This window comes from Bradyrhizobium sp. 604_D8_N2_3 (genome assembly GCF_051810765.1).
In the GTDB taxonomy this organism is placed as follows: Bacteria; Pseudomonadota; Alphaproteobacteria; order Rhizobiales; family Xanthobacteraceae; genus Bradyrhizobium; species Bradyrhizobium barranii.
Genome location: NZ_JBPWPM010000001.1, coordinates 8824260 through 8838704 on the forward strand (window position 1 = coordinate 8824260; position 14445 = coordinate 8838704).

18 protein-coding genes are annotated in these 14445 nt (G+C 63.6%); 7 read left to right on the forward strand and 11 right to left on the reverse strand.

The window, feature by feature from the left end; genetic code table 11:
* Window positions 1–339 precede the first annotated feature (339 nt).
* On the forward strand, window positions 340–831 hold the full coding sequence (locus AB7245_RS42425) for a septal ring lytic transglycosylase RlpA family protein (protein WP_094184040.1): 492 nt from the start codon (window positions 340–342) through the stop codon (window positions 829–831).
* Window positions 832–927: 96 nt separating this feature from the next.
* Here the strand turns inward: AB7245_RS42425 and AB7245_RS42430 are convergent, their stop codons facing one another.
* The 3 genes from AB7245_RS42430 to AB7245_RS42440 form a co-directional block, all read right to left on the reverse strand.
* Window positions 928–1416 (reverse strand): cyclic nucleotide-binding domain-containing protein, encoded by a 489-nt coding sequence (locus AB7245_RS42430; protein ID WP_071909253.1) that lies wholly within the window; start codon window positions 1414–1416, stop codon window positions 928–930.
* A gap of 196 nt (window positions 1417–1612) precedes the next feature.
* Window positions 1613–2251, reverse strand: coding sequence for a ferric reductase-like transmembrane domain-containing protein (locus tag AB7245_RS42435; protein ID WP_085400905.1), 639 nt, complete (start codon window positions 2249–2251; stop codon window positions 1613–1615).
* Window positions 2252–2262: 11 nt separating this feature from the next.
* A complete protein-coding gene (locus AB7245_RS42440; protein ID WP_085400903.1) occupies window positions 2263–2751 on the reverse strand; it encodes a Twin-arginine translocation pathway signal in 489 nt (162 codons plus the stop codon).
* Between the two features lie 371 nt (window positions 2752–3122).
* Between AB7245_RS42440 and AB7245_RS42445 the strand changes: the two genes are divergently transcribed.
* Window positions 3123–4877 carry a SulP family inorganic anion transporter gene (locus AB7245_RS42445; RefSeq protein WP_085400902.1) on the forward strand — a complete coding sequence of 585 codons (1755 nt, stop codon included), beginning with the start codon at window positions 3123–3125 and terminating at the stop codon, window positions 4875–4877.
* Window positions 4878–4890: 13 nt separating this feature from the next.
* On the opposite strand, the gene AB7245_RS42450 is transcribed toward AB7245_RS42445, so the two are convergent.
* Complete coding sequence (locus AB7245_RS42450) at window positions 4891–5340, reverse strand: DUF3085 domain-containing protein (protein WP_071909249.1); 450 nt, start codon at window positions 5338–5340, stop codon at window positions 4891–4893.
* Entirely contained in the window at window positions 5337–5576 is a 240-nt protein-coding gene (locus AB7245_RS42455; protein WP_085400900.1) for a hypothetical protein, read from the reverse strand. Before AB7245_RS42455 ends, AB7245_RS42450 begins: the two co-directional genes overlap by 4 nt.
* A 170-nt stretch (window positions 5577–5746) precedes the next feature.
* Between AB7245_RS42455 and AB7245_RS42460 the strand changes: the two genes are divergently transcribed.
* The 3 genes from AB7245_RS42460 (at window position 5747) to AB7245_RS42470 (ending at window position 7507) form a co-directional block, all read left to right on the forward strand.
* The gene (locus AB7245_RS42460) at window positions 5747–5914 is read left to right on the forward strand and encodes a hypothetical protein (protein ID WP_161495807.1); all 168 of its coding nucleotides are present in this window, start codon (window positions 5747–5749) and stop codon (window positions 5912–5914) included.
* Between the two features lie 58 nt (window positions 5915–5972).
* Window positions 5973–6191: a hypothetical protein gene (locus AB7245_RS42465; RefSeq protein WP_028151408.1), complete on the forward strand. Its 219-nt coding sequence runs from the start codon at window positions 5973–5975 to the stop codon at window positions 6189–6191.
* 308 nt (window positions 6192–6499) lie between these two features.
* A complete protein-coding gene (locus AB7245_RS42470; RefSeq protein ID WP_085400898.1) occupies window positions 6500–7507 on the forward strand; it encodes an LLM class flavin-dependent oxidoreductase in 1008 nt (335 codons plus the stop codon).
* Between the two features lie 12 nt (window positions 7508–7519).
* Here the strand turns inward: AB7245_RS42470 and AB7245_RS42475 are convergent, their stop codons facing one another.
* From AB7245_RS42475 to AB7245_RS42500, 6 genes are read right to left on the reverse strand one after another with little or no spacing between them, the layout of a single operon-like run.
* Window positions 7520–8395: an amidohydrolase family protein gene (locus AB7245_RS42475; RefSeq protein ID WP_085400896.1), complete on the reverse strand. Its 876-nt coding sequence runs from the start codon at window positions 8393–8395 to the stop codon at window positions 7520–7522.
* A 12-nt stretch (window positions 8396–8407) separates the two neighbouring features.
* On the reverse strand, window positions 8408–8800 hold the full coding sequence (locus AB7245_RS42480) for a RidA family protein (protein WP_028159133.1): 393 nt from the start codon (window positions 8798–8800) through the stop codon (window positions 8408–8410).
* A 25-nt stretch (window positions 8801–8825) separates the two neighbouring features.
* Entirely contained in the window at window positions 8826–9629 is an 804-nt protein-coding gene (gene hpaH / locus AB7245_RS42485; protein WP_085400894.1) for a 2-oxo-hept-4-ene-1,7-dioate hydratase, read from the reverse strand.
* 3 nt (window positions 9630–9632) lie between these two features.
* The gene (locus tag AB7245_RS42490) at window positions 9633–10493 is read right to left on the reverse strand and encodes a fumarylacetoacetate hydrolase family protein (RefSeq protein WP_354079055.1); all 861 of its coding nucleotides are present in this window, start codon (window positions 10491–10493) and stop codon (window positions 9633–9635) included.
* A 55-nt stretch (window positions 10494–10548) separates the two neighbouring features.
* Window positions 10549–11166 carry a flavin reductase family protein gene (locus AB7245_RS42495; protein WP_135216929.1) on the reverse strand — a complete coding sequence of 206 codons (618 nt, stop codon included), beginning with the start codon at window positions 11164–11166 and terminating at the stop codon, window positions 10549–10551.
* 3 nt (window positions 11167–11169) lie between these two features.
* Window positions 11170–12135 carry a Bug family tripartite tricarboxylate transporter substrate binding protein gene (locus tag AB7245_RS42500; RefSeq protein WP_085400888.1) on the reverse strand — a complete coding sequence of 322 codons (966 nt, stop codon included), beginning with the start codon at window positions 12133–12135 and terminating at the stop codon, window positions 11170–11172.
* A gap of 129 nt (window positions 12136–12264) precedes the next feature.
* Between AB7245_RS42500 and AB7245_RS42505 the strand changes: the two genes are divergently transcribed.
* Complete coding sequence (locus tag AB7245_RS42505) at window positions 12265–13065, forward strand: IclR family transcriptional regulator (protein WP_085400886.1); 801 nt, start codon at window positions 12265–12267, stop codon at window positions 13063–13065.
* Window positions 13066–13146: 81 nt separating this feature from the next.
* Window positions 13147–14442, forward strand: a complete 1296-nt coding sequence (locus AB7245_RS42510; RefSeq protein ID WP_085400885.1) for an O-acetylhomoserine aminocarboxypropyltransferase — start codon at window positions 13147–13149, stop codon at window positions 14440–14442.
* The last annotated feature ends 3 nt before the right edge of the window (window positions 14443–14445 follow it).

Here is a 14445-nt window from a genome sequence, read left to right on the forward strand (position 1 = left end):
AAAGTGGAATATTTTTACTGAAGAGGATTGACGGGTTTGTGCGAGCGGCGGGTGTTTTGCCCGACGCATCAATTAGCGCGAGCGTGTCGGCTTTTGGCGACATCGCATTTGTCACTCGCCGCAGGTTCCATCAGGTCATGCTGCTGACGCATTCTCTGTCTTAGTCGGGGACAACCTAAAACACTGCGTGCGGACCGCTCTGGTTCGCACATCGGTTCCGTAGCCAGGGGTTGGCTCGAATCCGCAAAGCACTGGTGCAAGTTCGTGAACGCTTCCGCGTTCGCTTGACCATGTTTGCGGTGTCGGAACCGGACGATCGAAAAAATCACAGGAGTTATAATGCTGTTCCGCTCGAGCGCCGCAATTTGCGGCGCCCTGGTTGCGCTTGCCGTTTCTGTTCCCGTTGATCGAAGTGAAGCGTGTGAAGTTCACTCAAGCGCCGTCGTCGATGCCGCCTCCGGGGAGGCGATCGTTGGCGCCGCATCCATGTACAATCCGTTCAAGCCCGGCAAGGAAGAGGGCGGTCCGAACACAGCCTCCGGCGAGCGCTATGATCCCTCTGTCTGGGCGGCTGCCATCAAGACGAATTTGCGCGGGAAATTTGGTGGGGTCCAATTTGGCGCGAGGCCGAAATATGCGCTCGTCGAGGCCGTCGGCAAGAAGGTCATCGTCAAGATAAATGACGTGGGGCCATTAAGGCCTGGCCGCATCATCGACCTCAACGAGCGGACGATGCGCCATTTCGATCCAAGCCTGGAACTCGGAGTCATTGTTGGCGTAAGGGTGATCCCACTTTCAGGGGACGATTGGATCCCGGGACCGGTGGGCTGAACGTCCCACGCGAAGTGGCGTGGCCCGGATGGAGCGCGAGCGTAATCCGGGACCGTCAGCCGCGGAGCGAACTTGCGGCGGCGCAGAGAAGCACAGTCATCTCGCGGGGGTTTCGTCTTCGTCCGCCTGGTGTCCGGTGAGGCGATCGTCGGCACGGCGCAGCCGCCGGCATAGCTCTCGATTGACGTTCTGCAGGACGATCACATAGGCGTGGATATCGGCCTTGTAGCAAGCGTAGAGCTTTTGCGCCGTCAGCTCGTACAGCACCGTCGGACTCTCCGCGACCACCGTGGCGGAGCGATTCTGCATTTCAATCAGCGTCATTTCACCGAAGAAATCGCCAGCCTCCAGAACGGAAATCGGGATGACGTTCCCCGAGTTCGCCCGCTTGCTCACCGCCAGCCGGCCGGACTTGACGATGAACAGCGAGCGTCCCGGCTCGCTTTCCGCCACGACGGTCGCGCCGGCATCAAAGCGGCACTCGACCAGCATCGAAATCAGCAGGTCGAGGCTCGGGTCCGGAAGACCGCCGAAGAACGGCGTCGCGAGCAGGAACGTTTTCAGCTCGGGGGCACTGACAACCATCGCGCTAGGATACGCCCCGTCGCTATCTGCGACAAGCGGAGCGGAGATCGGCGCTGACGACGCCGAACGTGTTTGAACAAGGCGGTCAGCAAAAGTTTCGTAGGATGGTAGAGCGCTTGCGAAACCCATCATGCTTCCGCGCGGACAAAGTGCGATGGGTTTCGCTTCGCTCTACTACGCGCTACGCGCGGCCATGTCACCGCGGCGCAGTGCTCTCGCCGCGCAAGGTCCTTCGCTTTCGCCACACCTGCAGGTCGATCATGACTTTTACGGTTGCCGCGAGGACGAGCGCGCAGAGTGCCGCCTTAGAGATCGTCTCCATCGTCCCCTCGATTAGCAGGCAATGGACCACGCTGCCTGCGACGATGACGATCGCCAGCGGCATGTGAATGAAGCGCCAGGTTCGTGGTCGCAGTCCCAATCGCCGGCGCAGGGCGGCCAAAAGCGCGACCGCGAAGATGGCCCACATCGCGGTCACGCCAAAGGGAGAGAACGGCGTCGGCGATGAGAAAGTCAGCGCGTCGATCATGTCGGGCGGGCTGGTGATCCAGAGGCCAACGACATGGATCACGATCGCTGCGACCAGCGCGCCGCCAATCCAGTGATGTGCGCGCCGTCCGCGATAGGCCGGAAATCCCGGCAGATATCCGCCGATCAGCAGGGGCTGAACGAGCACGAGGCCGAGGGCAACAATCCCCGCAAACCCGGCCAGGATGTAAAGCGAACCGCGCCATGCGAGCTGCTCGCTTCCCGCTGCCGCGGCGATCGGCACGCCAATTGCCAAAGCAAGGGCGACCCAGATCAGGATCACCCGGGCCAGTCTCCACCCCTTCATTCGCAACCCGGTCAGCCCGGCTGCAGGACGAAGTGCGCTTCCAGGCTCGTCTCCTTCGCGCTCCGCATCACCGGCCGCAGAAAGACGGTCTTGAACTCGCCGCTGTCATAGGCGAGGTGACCGTGCGGCTGGCCGAAGATCGGAATGATCTGCGGCATCTCGAGCCGGAACTTGCCGTCCTTGTCGGTGAGCGTGGCGCCATGACTCTGCGGCTCCTGCTCCTGCCCTTCGGTCGTGTGCGCCCAGATCTGGATGCGCTGCCCGGCGAGCGGCGCCCCGTCGCCTGCGCGGCGTACGGTGCCGCTCATCCAGAAGCCGCCCTTGCCGATCCGGTCCACGATCGCCGCGCCCTTCCGGTAATTGTTCGCGCCACCCGACATCGACTCGGTCGGTGCGAGGCCTTCGGCACGGGCCGGCAACAGGAGCCCGGACACCCCGGCCGCCAGGACCGAGCCGCCGGCGGCGAGGAGATAGCGTCGGTTGAGTACGACCATGGTCATGTCAGTTCCTCCTCGCGACCCCAGCAGTTGTTTCACCAAGGGTACAACAACAGGCGCAAAACGCCCAGTTGAGACAAAGGGCGCCATGGGTCGCAATAACAGGGTTGTGAACGGAGGTGCCGGCCACTCAAACAGCCGCGAACGAACGCCATTCTCGCGGCATGAAACGCCCGAGTTCGGTTTTGGTCCTTCCCGCTCGTCCGTGAAGAGGGTGCAGGGAAGACTTGGTGCCGGCTGGCACCCATGGCCCGCTGTGCTGCTTCGGCCATAGCGCCGGGCCACTGTTCAGCCTGCTGCGGGCGTAATAGCCTGATCGGTCCAACACATCATGCGGGGCAAACTTGCTCAATGCGGGCTGGGAGAGACCATCAATGAAGCGCTGGTTGCCCGGACTCGACACTCTCCGTCAATATGAAGCAGCATGGCTTCCGCACGATATCTTCGCCGGCATCGTCCTGGCGACAATGCTGGTCCCGGTCGGCATTGCCTATGCAGCTGCATCGGGCCTGCCGGGCATCTACGGTTTGTACGCAACGATCGTGCCGCTGCTGGCCTACGCGCTGTTCGGCCCAAGCCGCATTCTCGTCCTTGGCCCGGACTCGGCGCTGGCGGCAATACTCCTTGGAGTCATCGCTCCCTTGGCTCAGGGCGATCCCCTGCGGGCCGTGACACTCGCGGGCATGATGGCGATTGTCTCAGGGACGGTCTGTATCCTGGCAGGTGTCGCGCGCCTTGGCTTTATCACCGAGCTTCTCTCGAAGCCGATACGCTACGGGTATATGAACGGAATTGCCCTGACCGTATTGATCAGCCAGCTGCCCAAGCTCTTCGGCTTTTCCATCGAGAGCGAGGGGCCACTGCGAAGCCTGTGGGCGATTGTCAGCGCGATCCTTGGGGGGCAGATAAACTGGGTCGCGTTCGCGATTGGCCTCGCCACGTTGATCGTGATCCTGCTTCTCAGGAACAACAAGCGGGTACCGGGCCTTCTGATTGCGGTCGTTGGGGCTACGCTCGTCGTCGGGGTGCTTGATCTCGGGACGCAATACGGCGTCAAGGTGCTGGGCCCCCTTCCCCAGGGCCTGCCGGGTTTCGTTGTCCCATGGATCACCTCCAGCGACCTCGTGCCGGTGCTGATCGGCGGTTGTGCAGTAGCGATGGTTTCGTTTGCCGATACGAGCGTACTTTCACGTGCCTATGCTGCGCGATTGGGGTCTCGGGTCGATCCCAACCAAGAGATGGTCGGGCTCGGTGCCGCCAATCTGGCGACGGGATTTTTCCAGGGCTTCCCGATCAGCAGCAGTAGTTCACGGACACCCGTTGCGGAAGCCGCCGGTGCCCGCACTCAACTCACCAGCGTCGTAGGCGCGCTTGCCATCGCGTTGCTCCTCCTGGTCGCGCCGAGCCTGCTCCAACATTTACCCACCGCCGCATTGGCCGCCGTCGTCATCGCATCGGCGATTGGCTTGATTGAAGTTGCCGACCTCAAACGAATCTATCGCATTCAGCGGTGGGAATTCTGGCTGGCGATCGTCTGCTTTGTCGGCGTAGCAGTGCTCGGAGTCATTCCAGGAATTGGTCTTGCGATCGCAATCGCTATCATCGAGTTCCTGTGGGACGGTTGGCGCCCACACTCCGCCGTATTGGGGCGCGCCCACGGCGTCAAAGGCTATCACGACATCACACGATATCCGGATGCGCGCCGGGTCCCCGGGCTGGTCCTGTTTCGCTGGGATGCACCTCTGTTTTTTGCCAACGCCGAATTCTTCAGGGAACGCGTCCTGGATGCCGTAGCGACATCGCCAACACCCGTGCGTTGGCTAGTTGTTGCCGCGGAGCCGGTCACGAGCGTAGACGTCACCGCCTGCGACGTGGTTGCCGAACTGGACCGATCGTTGCACGCGCAAGGCATAGAGTTTTGTTTTGCCGAACTCAAAGATCCCGTGAAGGACAAGCTGAAAAGATTTGGCCTCTTCGCGCAGCTTGGAGAGAATTACTTCTTCCCGACAATCGGCGTAGCCGTCGCCCGCTATCTCGAAACCAACAACGTGGAATGGGAGGACTGGGAGGACGACGATGTGCAGGGCTTGGAGAGAGTAGCGGGCCAAGATACCGCGTCTGGTCCTTAGCCGAGATTCAGACTCAAACCCGACAACTGCGTCCTGACGTGGTATCATTTTTGTCCCGGATGCGCAGCGATTGCAGTCGTATGCTCGCCGTCCCTTTTTCGACGACAGCCACCGTCATCGTGTCGGGCTCGAAGGTCACCTCGAGGTCGGCGCCGGCATCGACGGCAGTGCCGATCATCACCAGATCGACGAATTCCCTCCCATCGTTATCGCCGAAGATGGCGCGCTTGATACCCAACCAACTTTGGACCGGCACCCTGACCGGGTCGCATTCGTTTGCGTAGGCCAGAGTCACGCTGCCCCGAGGCCTGGCGCCGTTATGCACGAGATAGATGCCTTGGCCACCGACAAGCCAGAAACCGGGCGAATCTCGACCGTTCATGGCTCGCACCGAAACCGGCCATTGCCGGACGGCCTCGTTCCAGAGCGCCTTCAGCCTCGCATGAGGGAAGGTCAGCTTCACTGAAGTTGGTTCCGCCGAGCTGCGTAGTTACGAGTTGCGATCGCGTCGGCAATCTGGTCGCGTGGCACAACGCACACGATCTGGGCATCATTCGGCAGGGCGAACGTCAGCCAATAGGTTTCGGCGTCGTACGCGGCGATCACCACGACGGCTTCGACGTAGGCAGCCTTGCTGTTGTCGGCGACGGAAAACCCAGCGTCCGTCAGCGCGGTGCGTTCCTGTTCGTCAAACTTCACGGCGTCATCTCGTGTCTGGAGGACGCCCCCGCAACTCGCGGTTTACCCACACCGCTTACGGAAACCTCGTTAAATCGCATTAAGGTTGTGAAGGATCGGCAATGTCCGGCGACGACGGGAGCCCGACGACTCAAGCGTCACGGCTGCGCGAACGAGACCCAAGCCATTGAATGATCCTTCTTGTCAGCGCCGCGTCCCTCAATATTCAGCAAGCATCCACTGGTGGCGCCGCAGCGCCCTACCGCGACTGCGTCCAGATGTCGCGCTCATCGTCCATGGTCAGGACGATCGGCATCGGCTTCGGCTGGATCGGTTGTTACCGCGATTTAACTGGCTGATCTCTCCGGATCGGGCGAGGGCTGCACGCGAGCACACCGTCCGCGAGAACGACCAACTATGCCGGAAATTGAAATCACCGACGAGTGCCGCGCTCTGATTGCGGCCGAGTTCCCGTCCGACGATACTGGACAACGCCTGGCAAGCGGCAAATGGCAGATACAGATCGATGAGGTGACGTGGCAAATGCTGCACAAGGCACGCCGGCCCGGCGAGTCAGTATCGGACTGCATCATTCGCGTTATCATCATCATCCAGCACAAGCGCGGCTTGCTGTAGCTGCTGCCAACGGGAAAGGTGCCGGCCACATCTCGACCGAACCGACAATCATGGAGGTTCGTCCCTCGACCCCAGAGACGTGGAATAGGAACGGCAGAACAATTCACGAGATGGAGCCAAAACTAGTAAACGGAGGACGATTTCGCTCTTGAGAAGCAAAAAGGTAAATCCTGGCCCGCTACGTCGTTTCTGACGTTAGCACAGCAGGTTTGGATTGCATTTGCGCGCTACGGCCGCGCTAACATTTCCATATTAAGCCACTACATGTGAGGCCGCAGCGCACATCGCACACCCACCCGGTACCCACCATGATCCCCTTCTCCGTGCTCGACCTCGCTCCCATCCGAAGAGGTGGCGATGCGGCGCAGGCATTTCGCAATTCGCTCGATCTCGCCCAGCATGCCGAGCGCTGGGGTTTTAAGCGGTTCTGGCTGGCCGAGCATCACAACATGACGGGCATCGCCAGCGCGGCAACGTCGGTGGTGATCGGACATGTCGCGGGCGGGACCAGGACGATCCGGGTCGGGTCCGGCGGGATCATGCTGCCGAACCATTCGCCGCTGGTCATCGCCGAGCAGTTTGGCACGCTGGAGTCGCTCTATCCCGGGCGGATCGATCTCGGGCTCGGCCGCGCGCCGGGCACCGATCAGTTCACGGCGCGGGCATTGCGGCGCGACCTCGCGACGAGTTCCGAAAACTTTCCACACGACGTGCTGGAGTTGCAGGCGCTGCTCGGTGATGTCCAGCCGAACCAGGCGATCCGCGCCGTGCCCGGCTTTGGGACGAAGGTGCCGCTCTGGATCCTGGGATCGAGCACCTTCGGCGCGCAGCTTGCCGCGATGCTCGGGCTGCCCTTCGCGTTCGCCTCGCATTTCGCGCCTCAAATGATGATGCCGGCGCTGCGCGAATATCGGGCGCGCTTCGAGCCGTCGGCGCAGCTCGACAAACCCTATGCGATGGTCGGCGTCAACGTGTTCGCCGCCGAGAGCGACGCGGAGGCGCAGCGGATGTTCTCCTCGCTTCAGCAGCAGTTCATCAATCTGCGCCGCGGCACGCCCGGCCCGCTGCCGCCGCCGGTCGACGACATGGATGCGCTGTGGTCGCCGGCCGAGAAGGCCATGGTCGGCCAGTCGCTGTCCTGCTCCGCCGTCGGCTCGCCTGCCGTGGTCGAGGACAGGCTGAAGGCGCTAATCGCCGAGACCGGCGCGGACGAGCTGATGACAACAGGCCAGATCTACGATCACGCCGCGCGGCTGCGCTCGTTCGAGATCGCAGCCGAGGTGCGGGATAGGTTGGCGAAGCAGCCGGCGGTGTGAATCAAGTCCGCCCTAGTCCGGAAAGCCGAACAGCTTTGCCGGATTGTGCACCAGGATCTTCTCCAGCTCGGCCTGGTCGGGCACGTAGCGATACATCAGCTCGAGCAGGTCGGCGTCGTTGGGCGGCTGCTTGACGGAGACGGGATGCGGCCAGTCGCTGGCCCAGACGCAGCGGTCGATTGCGGCCTCGATATAGGCGTGCGCGATCGGGATGACGTCGTCGTAAGGCGGGCCGGCCTTCGAGGTCTTCTCGCCGAGCGACAGCATCACCCAGAAATTGCCCTTGGCGAGCAGCTCGAGCATCTTGCGCAGGTTCGGGTCGGCCTTGCCGGCTTCCGGATCGGGCCGCGCCATGTGGTCGATCAGCACCGGAACGTCGAGATTCTCGTACTTGGCGACGCTGGAGACGATGCCGTCCTTCTCGGGCTGGATCTTCACGTACCAGCCGAGCTCGCGGATGCGCGCGATGGCGCGGGCGAAATCGGCGTCCGACAGCACGGCGCCGAGCTCCTGGCGGAAACTGAAGCGCGCGCCGCGCACGCCCGCGTCATGCAGCTTGGCGAGATAAGCGTCGTTCGCCTCCGCGAACACCAGTGCGTTGGCGCAGCCGCGATAATTCGGGCCCATCGCGGCGAGGCCGTCGAGCACGACGGAATGATCCGCACCATAGGTCGTGGTCTGCACGATGATGCCGCGCTCGATGCCGAGCGTCTTGTGCACGCGCAGCGCTGCTTCCCAGGTCGCGCTCGGCATCCGATAGGCCGCGCCGGGGCGCTCCGGATATTTGTCGATGGGTCCGAGCACGTGAAACTGGCTGTCGACAGTCTTCGGCGGCGGCGCCTTGACCGGGCGGCGGGGGTTCGGATCGAACGGCAGATAGGTCGGCATGCAAATGCTCCTTCAGTCGATCACGGCGGTGAAGTCGCACTGTACCAGTGCGCCGCCGTCCATATTGTCCATCGGCAGCGCGTGGCGCGCCGGGCGCGAATGCTCGTCCGGAAACATTTTCAGCCACTCGACATTGACCGGGCCGCGCTGCGTACGGTCCTTCAGCCACACCGTCATCTTGATGATGTCGTCCGTGGTGCCGCCGGCGGCTTCCACCGTCGCCTTCATATGCGCGAACATGTTGGCGCATTGCGCGTCCAGGCTCGCAGGCATCACGCCGGCCGCATCACGGCCGAGGATGACACCGGACATCACGAGATTGCCGATGCGGCAGGCGTTGGGAATCGGGTTGGCGTGCTTGAAGCCGCCGATGTGGATGCTCTTGCGCCGCGTTTGACCCGTCATGGTGCGCTCCCTCTCTCTTATTGGTTTAGACGAACTGGCACGACACCGAGCCGAACGCGCCATAGTCGGCATGGAACGTGTCGCCGCGGCGGATGTCGACGGGACGGGTGAACGATCCCGCCAGCACCACCTCGCCGGCCGCAAGATATTCGTCATGCGGCGCAAGGCGGTTGGCGAGCCAGGCGATGCCATTGGCGGGATGATTGAGCACGCCGGCGGCAAGCCCGGTCTCCTCGACCTCACCATTGCGGAACAGCAGCGCGCCGATCCAGCGCAGGTCCGCGTCCATGGGACGGAACGGGCGGCCGCCAAGCACCAGCGCGGCATTGGCCGCGTTGTCCGAGATCGTGTCCATGACCTTCCGCGTTTTGCCGGTCTCGGGATCGACGCGATGCATGCGCGTCTCCAGGATTTCGAGCGCAGGCGTGACGTAGTCGGTGGCGTTGAGCACGTCGAAGATGGTGCAGTCAGGTCCGCGCAGCGGCGCCTTCAGCACGAAGGCGAGCTCGACCTCGATGCGCGGCGCGTGAAAGCGGTCGAACGGAATGGGCGTGGCGTCGGCATAGAACATGTCGGCGAACAGCACGCCGTAATCGGGCTCGGAGATGCCGACCGCGTTCTGCATCGCCTTCGAGGTCAGGCCGATCTTGTGTCCCTTGATGACGCGGCCGCGGCCGAGCTGAAGTTTCGTCCAGGCGCGCTGGATGGCGTAGGCATCCTCGATGGCGAAGTCGGGATATTCCTTCGAGAACATCGGGATCAGCGTCTTGCTGCGCTCGGCCTCATCCAGGCGCGCGGCCAGGCGTTCGATCGTGGCGGTATCAAGCATGGCTTACTGCTCCGCGGCGACGGTGTTGCGCAGCACGCCGATGCCAGTAGACTCGACCTCGACGACGTCGCCCACCCTCAGCCAGCGCGGCGGATCGAAACGCGCGCCCGCGCCCGTCGGCGTGCCTGTTACGATCATGTCGCCGGGCTTCAGGGTGGCAAAGGTGGAGAGATAGGAGATTAGGAAATCGAACGGGAACATCAGCCGCTCGGTCGTGTCCTGCTGCCGCACCTCGCCGTTGACGCGCGTGATGATGTCATGAGGCCCGCGCGGATCGAGCTCGTCAGACGTGACGATCCACGGCCCGATGCTGCCGGAGCGATCGAAATTCTTGCCCTGGGTGACGTTGAACTTGCCGTGGCGCAGCCAGTCGCGGATCGTGCCCTCATTGCACAGGGTCATGCCGAAGATGTGGGCGAAGGCCTGTTCGCGCGGGATGTGACGGCCGCCCCGGCCGATCACGATGACGAGCTCGCCTTCATAGTCGAGCTGGTCGGACACATGCGGCTTCTCGATCGGCTGGCCGGAGCCCGTCATCGACGACATGCTGCGCACGAACAGGCTGGGATATTTAGGCAGGTCCGAACTGTCTTTATACTCGGCATTGCGCTCGGCGTAGTTGACGCCGATGCACCAGAGCTTTTCCGGCGCCAGCACCGGCGGAAGCAGGACGAGGCTTTCCAGCGCGTGGTCGGGTTTTTGTCCGGCCACCGCTTCCTTCGCGTCCGCGAGCGCGTTGGCCGCGATCAGCGCTTTCACGTCGGAGAAGTCGCGGCCGATCCGCCTGGTCAGATCGACGACGCCGCCATCCACCGCCGCGCCATAGCGCGGCTCTCCGTCCAAGAGATAGCTTACGAGTCGCATTGTCGTGTTCTCCAATGGTCTTCAGGCACGAGGGCCCGCGCGATGGGCCGCGCGCTCAGTCTTTGGATTTGGGCGTCTGGAAGACAGTGTTCAGCGTCACGATCTCGCCGAGGCGGGCGTAGCGCGGGCCGCCGATGCGCGCGATCGGGTCGAGCGCCGCGGTCTCGACCTTGCCGTCGTTCACGAGGCCGTCGCGGATGTGGAACATCACGACCTCGCCGACGATCAGCCGGCTGCGGGCATCGCCGAATTCGAGGCACTGCCGGAAGCGACATTCCATCGCCACCGGTGCTGCCGCAAGCCGCGACACCTTGATCCGCTCGCACGGCAGCGTCTCCAGCCCGAGATGCTCGACCTCGCTGATTTCAGGCGGATGCTCGACGGAGCTGTCGTGCACCGCAGACATCAGCGGGGTATCGGCTATGTGGATCACGTATTCCTCGGTGTCGAGGATGTTGTGCGCGGTGTCCTTGTAGTCAGCGCCCTTGCGGCCGACGCTGATGGCCAGCATCGGCGGCTTCTGCGAGACGAAGGTGAAGGCGCTGAAGGGGGCGAGGTTGAGCACGCCGGAGCGCGACAGGCTCGTGACCCACGCGATCGGGCGCGGCACCACGATGCCGGTCATCAGCCGGTAGATGCGCTCCGCGCCGAGCTCGGTGGGGTCGATCCGCATCGATCAGTCAGCCTTGATGTTGGCCTTGCGCACGACCGGAATCCACTTGGCGTCCTCGCGCGCGAGATAGGCCTTGAACTCGTCCGGCGTCATCGGGGTGGATTCGCCGCCAAGCTTCTCGAACTTGTCGATCACACCGGGATCTTTCAGGATCGCAACCAGCGTCTCGTGAAGTTTGTCGACGATCGGCGCCGGCGTGCCGGCAGGCGCGAACAGGCCCGTAAAGGTCTGGCCGTCGAAATCCTTGTAGCCGAGCTCGGCGAAGGTCGGCACGTCAGGCAGCGACTTCAGGCGATGCGGGCTGGTGACGGCGAGCGCGCGGAACAGGCCGGCCTTGATGTGCTGGAGGCTGACCGTGAGCTGGTCGAATGCGAACTGCACCTGTCCGCCCAGGAGATCGTTGATCGCCGGCGCGTTGCCGCGGTAATGCGCGGTGACCCATTGCAGATCGAGGCTCGACTGCATCAGCTCGCTGAGCAGATGGTTGGTGGTGCCGGGGCCGGGCGAGGCCATGGTCAGCTTGCCGGGCTCGCGCTTGGCGAGCTCGATGAATTCCTTGAACGTCGTGGCCTGCACGGACGGGTGCACTTCGAGCACCAGCGGCGTCATCGAGATCGTCGAGATCGGAAGAAAATCCTTCTTCCAGTTATAGGCCTCGCGCTTGTTGATCTCAGTCGCGAACAGCACCGGACCGTTGGCACCGACGAACAGCGTGTAACCGTCGGGCGCCGATTTCGCGAAGGCTTCGCCCGCGATCATGCCGCCGGCGCCGGCCTTGTTCTCGATGATGAAGGGCTGGCCGAGCTTTTCCTGGAGCTTGTCGGCGACGATGCGCGCGGCGCTGTCGACATTACCGCCGGCCGGATAGGGCACGATCAGCTTGACGCTGCGCGCCGGCCATTGCTGGCCCGATGCGGGTCCCGCCAGCATCGCGGCTGCGGCAGCTATGGCAATCCAGATTAATCTCATGTTAACCTCCCGGCGGCGCTTCCAATTCCATATCGAATGCCGTGACGTCGCGCATGGCGCTCGATCGCGGCGCAATCTCCAGATGAGCGCTTTACCTGTCGAGTGAATTGTGGCGTTCTTGTCCATAATATGGACAAGACAAACTCCGCAACATCCGCCCGCGGAACGGCAGAGCCGCGACAGGGCGCGCAGGCGATCCGGCGCGCCCTCGCGGTGCTGCGTATTCTTGCCGCAGGCCGCGAAGACGGCGTGCCACTGGCCGAGGTCGTGCGCGCGACCGGCCTCACCCGCCCGACGGTGCATCGCATCGTCCACGTGCTGATCGAGGAAGGCATCGTCGAACGTTACGAGCGAACCGGCCGCTACGCGATCGGCAACCAGGTGCCGGAGCTCGCACTTGCGCGCCCGCGGCCGTCGCGGCTGCTGGTCGCGGCAAATCCGTCGCTGCGGCGTGCCTCCACCGAGATCGGCGACACGCTGTTCCTGACGGTGCGGACCGGCAACGACACGCTGTGCGTCGATCGCAGGATCGGCATCTATCCGATCCAGGTGCTGTCGATCGAGGTCGGCGCGCGCCGGCCGCTCGGCGTCTCTAGCGCAGGCGTCGCCATCCTCGCCGCGATGCCGGCGCAGGACGCGCGAAAAATCGTCGCGGCCAACGAGAAGCGATTCGGGGCCTACCGGACCGACGTCGCGACGGTGCTCGGCCAGGTCACCGCCGCGAGACGGCTGGGGTATGGCATGCGGGAGATCGGCCTCGTGCAGGGCACGAAATCGATCTCCACCTGGATCAAGACCCCGGACGGACAGCCGGCCGCAGCGATGACGGTCTCCGCCGTTCGGACGAGGCTCGGCCCCCGCCGCGAGCAGGAAGTCGTGGAGATCCTGCTGCGGGAGGCGCGCACGATCGAGCAGGCGATCCGGGGTTAGGCGGCGCTGTCAATGGGCTGACTTCGCGCACCATTTTGTGGCACAACGGCCGCCTCCGCCGACCGACCAACGAGGCCACGCATGCCCGCGCCGAAACCGCCAGCCTTCGAGACCCTGAGCCTGCACGCGGGACAGCATCCGGATCCCGCGACCGGCGCCCGCGCGGTGCCGATCTACCAGACCACGTCCTATGTGTTCCAGGATTCCGACCACGCCGCCGCGCTGTTCAATCTGGAGCGCGCCGGCCACATCTATACGCGCATCTCCAATCCGACCACCGGTGTGCTGGAAGAGCGGCTCGCGGCGCTCGAAGGCGGCGTCGGCGCGATCTGCACCGCAAGCGGCATGGCCGCGCTGCATCTGGCCATCGCGACGCTTTTGAATGCCGGCGACCATATCGTGGCGTCGAGCTCGCTCTATGGCGGCACCATCAATTTGCTGGCGCACACGCTGCCGCGTTTCGGCATCACCACGACCTTCGTCAAGCCGCGCGATCTCGACGCGTTCCGTGCGGCGATCAGGCCGAACACCCGGCTCGTGATCGGCGAGACCATCGGCAATCCCGGGCTCGAGGTGCTGGACATTCCGAAGGTCGCGGCGATCGCGCATGAGGCAAAGATTCCGCTGCTGATCGACAATACGTTTGCCACGCCCTATCTCAGCCGTCCCATCGAGTTAGGCGCCGACATCGTAATGCATTCGGCAACCAAATGGATCGGCGGCCACGGCATCGCGATCGGCGGCGCCATCGTCGACGGCGGCCGGTTCGACTGGCGTAGCTCCGGAAAGTTCGGCGTGCTGACCGAGCCCTATGGCGGTTATCACGGCATCGTTTTCGACGAACAGTTCGGCACGAGCGCCTTCATCATGCGCGCGCGCACCGAGGGCCTGCGCGATTTCGGCGCCTGCTTGTCCCCGACCAACGCCTTCCAGCTCTTGCAGGGCGTGGAGACGCTCGGCGTGCGCATGGACCGGCATATCCAGAACACACATCTGGTGCTGGAGGCGCTGAAGTCGAACAAGGCCGTCGATTGGGTGCTACATCCTTCGCTGGAGGATCACACGGACTACCAGCTTGCAAAGCAATTGCTGCCGCGCGGCGCAGGCTCGATCGTCTCCTTCGGCATCAAGGGCGGGCGACCCGCCGGCCGAAAATTCATCGAGTCGCTGCGCATGATCAGCCACCTCGCCAATGTCGGCGACGCCAAGACACTGGTGATCCACCCGGCCTCGACCACGCATCAGCAGATGGATGCCGAACAGCTCAAGGCCGCCGGCATCGGCGAAGAGCTGGTGCGGCTGTCGGTCGGCATCGAGACGGCAAGCGACATCATCGACGATCTTGCGCAGGCGCTGCGCATCTCGCAAAAGGTCTGACAC

Coding starts and splice junctions, on each gene's coding strand:
- AB7245_RS42425 (WP_094184040.1), top strand. CDS start 340: ATGCTGTTCCGCTCGAGCGCCGCAATTTGCGGCGCCCTGGTTGCGCTT.
- AB7245_RS42430 (WP_071909253.1), bottom strand. CDS start 1,416: ATGGTTGTCAGTGCCCCCGAGCTGAAAACGTTCCTGCTCGCGACGCCG.
- AB7245_RS42435 (WP_085400905.1), bottom strand. CDS start 2,251: ATGAAGGGGTGGAGACTGGCCCGGGTGATCCTGATCTGGGTCGCCCTT.
- AB7245_RS42440 (WP_085400903.1), bottom strand. CDS start 2,751: ATGACCATGGTCGTACTCAACCGACGCTATCTCCTCGCCGCCGGCGGC.
- AB7245_RS42445 (WP_085400902.1), top strand. CDS start 3,123: ATGAAGCGCTGGTTGCCCGGACTCGACACTCTCCGTCAATATGAAGCA.
- AB7245_RS42460 (WP_161495807.1), top strand. CDS start 5,747: ATGATCCTTCTTGTCAGCGCCGCGTCCCTCAATATTCAGCAAGCATCC.
- AB7245_RS42465 (WP_028151408.1), top strand. CDS start 5,973: ATGCCGGAAATTGAAATCACCGACGAGTGCCGCGCTCTGATTGCGGCC.
- AB7245_RS42470 (WP_085400898.1), top strand. CDS start 6,500: ATGATCCCCTTCTCCGTGCTCGACCTCGCTCCCATCCGAAGAGGTGGC.
- AB7245_RS42475 (WP_085400896.1), bottom strand. CDS start 8,395: ATGCCGACCTATCTGCCGTTCGATCCGAACCCCCGCCGCCCGGTCAAG.
- AB7245_RS42480 (WP_028159133.1), bottom strand. CDS start 8,800: ATGACGGGTCAAACGCGGCGCAAGAGCATCCACATCGGCGGCTTCAAG.
- hpaH (WP_085400894.1), bottom strand. CDS start 9,629: ATGCTTGATACCGCCACGATCGAACGCCTGGCCGCGCGCCTGGATGAG.
- AB7245_RS42490 (WP_354079055.1), bottom strand. CDS start 10,493: ATGCGACTCGTAAGCTATCTCTTGGACGGAGAGCCGCGCTATGGCGCG.
- AB7245_RS42495 (WP_135216929.1), bottom strand. CDS start 11,166: ATGCGGATCGACCCCACCGAGCTCGGCGCGGAGCGCATCTACCGGCTG.
- AB7245_RS42500 (WP_085400888.1), bottom strand. CDS start 12,135: ATGAGATTAATCTGGATTGCCATAGCTGCCGCAGCCGCGATGCTGGCG.
- AB7245_RS42505 (WP_085400886.1), top strand. CDS start 12,265: ATGGACAAGACAAACTCCGCAACATCCGCCCGCGGAACGGCAGAGCCG.
- AB7245_RS42510 (WP_085400885.1), top strand. CDS start 13,147: ATGCCCGCGCCGAAACCGCCAGCCTTCGAGACCCTGAGCCTGCACGCG.